4 protein-coding genes are annotated in these 2,281 nt (G+C 41.3%); 1 reads left to right on the forward strand and 3 read right to left on the reverse strand.

Translation table 11 applies throughout. The features are described from left to right. Positions 1 to 184, forward strand: a 184-nt coding sequence (locus tag HGG78_RS19260; protein WP_338326154.1) for a hypothetical protein, incomplete at its 5' end; no start/stop codon positions are given. A 53-nt stretch (positions 185 to 237) separates the two neighbouring features. Here HGG78_RS19260 and HGG78_RS18645 read toward each other — a convergent pair. The 3 genes from HGG78_RS18645 to HGG78_RS18655 all read right to left on the reverse strand — a co-directional run bounded on the left by HGG78_RS18645 (position 238) and on the right by HGG78_RS18655 (position 1,978). After that, positions 238 to 855 (reverse strand): nucleotidyltransferase domain-containing protein, encoded by a 618-nt coding sequence (locus tag HGG78_RS18645; RefSeq protein ID WP_172533803.1) that lies wholly within the window; start codon positions 853 to 855, stop codon positions 238 to 240. Positions 856 to 990: 135 nt separating this feature from the next. Continuing rightward, positions 991 to 1,524, reverse strand: coding sequence for a shikimate kinase (locus tag HGG78_RS18650; RefSeq protein WP_088900015.1), 534 nt, complete (start codon positions 1,522 to 1,524; stop codon positions 991 to 993). A gap of 160 nt (positions 1,525 to 1,684) precedes the next feature. After that, complete coding sequence (locus HGG78_RS18655; RefSeq protein WP_172533804.1) at positions 1,685 to 1,978, reverse strand: hypothetical protein; 294 nt, start codon at positions 1,976 to 1,978, stop codon at positions 1,685 to 1,687. Positions 1,979 to 2,281 lie beyond the last annotated feature (303 nt).

The raw sequence follows: 2,281 nt of genomic DNA on the forward strand, positions 1-2,281 counted from the left end.
ATGTTTTACGGCTAAATTTAGCAAAGAATCGAGACAGAAAGAGCAGATTTTGCCGACGATACGGAACGATGGCTTAAGAGATCGCAAAAACAGAATAATGCCAATTTCCCCCGCTTTACATAACGCCCTGTTAAGGTGTGAGCAACGCAATACAAAAGCCGCCGCATACCACCTTAAACACTAAAACCGACGCATGGTAAAAATGCCACGCGTTGCGAATCACTCTTAAACAGTTTGTTATATGCGTACTACTTGTTTGGCTAATTTACGCAATAGATTAAGGTTTAATGGCTCTTGGTATACTTGCTCAAAAAGACTGTAAACGGATTTATCGTGCACTCGCAAATAATTAAAACTCTTCTTGGAGCCCAAAAACCACATGCCACGAACCTCAAAGTATAACTCCAATAGTTCATATTGAAGCCAAGTTCGGCGATAGATTCCGTCTAAATTACCATCATTTGCTCGTTCAAGCATTTTAGTAACCCACTCTTGAATATGTGCCTTATTTACATCAGACATTGGCTCCTTACCTTCAGCGAGCTTTTGCTTAACTCTGGCAATGTAGCTCTTGCCTAAACCACGTGTATCATGAATTGCTTTCCCGTCTTCGAACCTTAACGACGCCTCTGGAATAGAGTCGAGAAACGCAGTGGGGTAAACCCACACGTCAAGGAATATGCCATGAAACAAGCTGGCATATTTATGTTCTTCTGGACGGTCCCAGAAACAGGCGATATCTATATCACTTGTTTCAGTAGCTTCATTTCGAGCGTAAGAACCATAGAGGATAATAGTATGCGGAGCATATTTTTCTTTCAGTTCTTCAACTGCTAACTCTAGAATATTGTTCATTTTCCCTCCAAGCATATAACGCCCAATTAAGGGGTGAGCAACGCTACCACCCAACCTAAAGCATTGTACCGTAACCACTAAAATTGAAGTAGATGCAAAAATGCCAAGCGTTGGGAATCCCTCTTAAATTGTTTGTTATGTGCGTAACTCGCTCAGGAACACCTTTGCTTTTTTAGGGCTTGTTATTCTTACAAATTTAATATGACTATACTTAGGATCGTTAAGTAGTTCTGTGTAGCGAGACCGATTTTTACTGTACGTTTTCAGCGTCCAAAGAATGATAGAGTCTTTGCTAAGAAAAGACTTTCTGAACGACTCAACATTACCTGTTTTATCCCATAATTCCTGCTTGGTCACTGTACGAACTAAAGCCCTTTTCACAGCTTGAAACAACGTCCTTACAAAGGAGTAATCAACCCAAACAATGGTATCTACTCTGTTCCATTTTATTTCAGCAGTTCGGTTGTAGTTACCATCAAGAACCCAATGCTCGGCGCTTAACCTGTCAGCTAAATTAGCAAAGAACTCTTCATCTGAAGATTCTTGCCAATTGGGCTTCCAGAATATGGCATCCATTTCAACATAAGGGTACTTTAGCTCACTCGCAAGCAGGCGACTGAAAGTACTTTTTCCACTACCACTAGTGCCTATTACATTGATTCTTTTCATCGCCTGACCTGATTTTTTGCCTTAGCACATAACGCCGCATTAAGGTGTGAGCAACGCTGCCACAAAACAAAACCAATGCGCCGTAAACACAAAACCCAACGCTAAGCTGAAAATGCCAAGCGTTGGGAATCACTCTTAAATGCTTTGTTAGGTGTGTTTCTTAGCGCGCAGTATAAACTTTGTAATTGTCTTCTACTGTATTTTCTGAAGAAAGCTCGAAATCGTGGCTTTTTAGAACTCTATCGGATTCCCGATTAGCCAACTGGAAAATTTTTGTTGCCAGTTCATCAATGCTGACTTGTTGGTCACGTACACTGCGCTCTAACTCTTCCAATATCAGCTGTCTTTGACGATTAAGCCTGAGTTCATGCTGCTTAATTCTAAGCTCTTCCTGACTATCTCGAAGGTCAGCTACACCACCTGCTGTTAATTGCCATAATGTTCTGTTATTCATGCTGCCTCCCTCTTCTCCACAGTTTCAGGTTCACCTTTATCATAGTCAAAACTTGACAAGATGTCTTGGATTTCAATCAAGTTAACTCTCATCGACACTAGTATAGAAAGTATATACATAATAGGTTTCACTATTTCACAATAGGAGTCGGCCATATCATCATTATCAAACCTGTCCTTTATACACATCTGACGCTGCCGACGACTACTCGAGTGTATATCCCCGTTGTCGCCGGTACATTACAAACAAACACGCTCCTGAGCTCCATCGTGAACCCATCGCACCACTACCTACTTTCGTCCC

The sequence above is a fragment of the Vibrio aestuarianus genome, assembly GCF_012395185.1.
Classification (GTDB): domain Bacteria; phylum Pseudomonadota; class Gammaproteobacteria; order Enterobacterales; family Vibrionaceae; genus Vibrio; species Vibrio aestuarianus.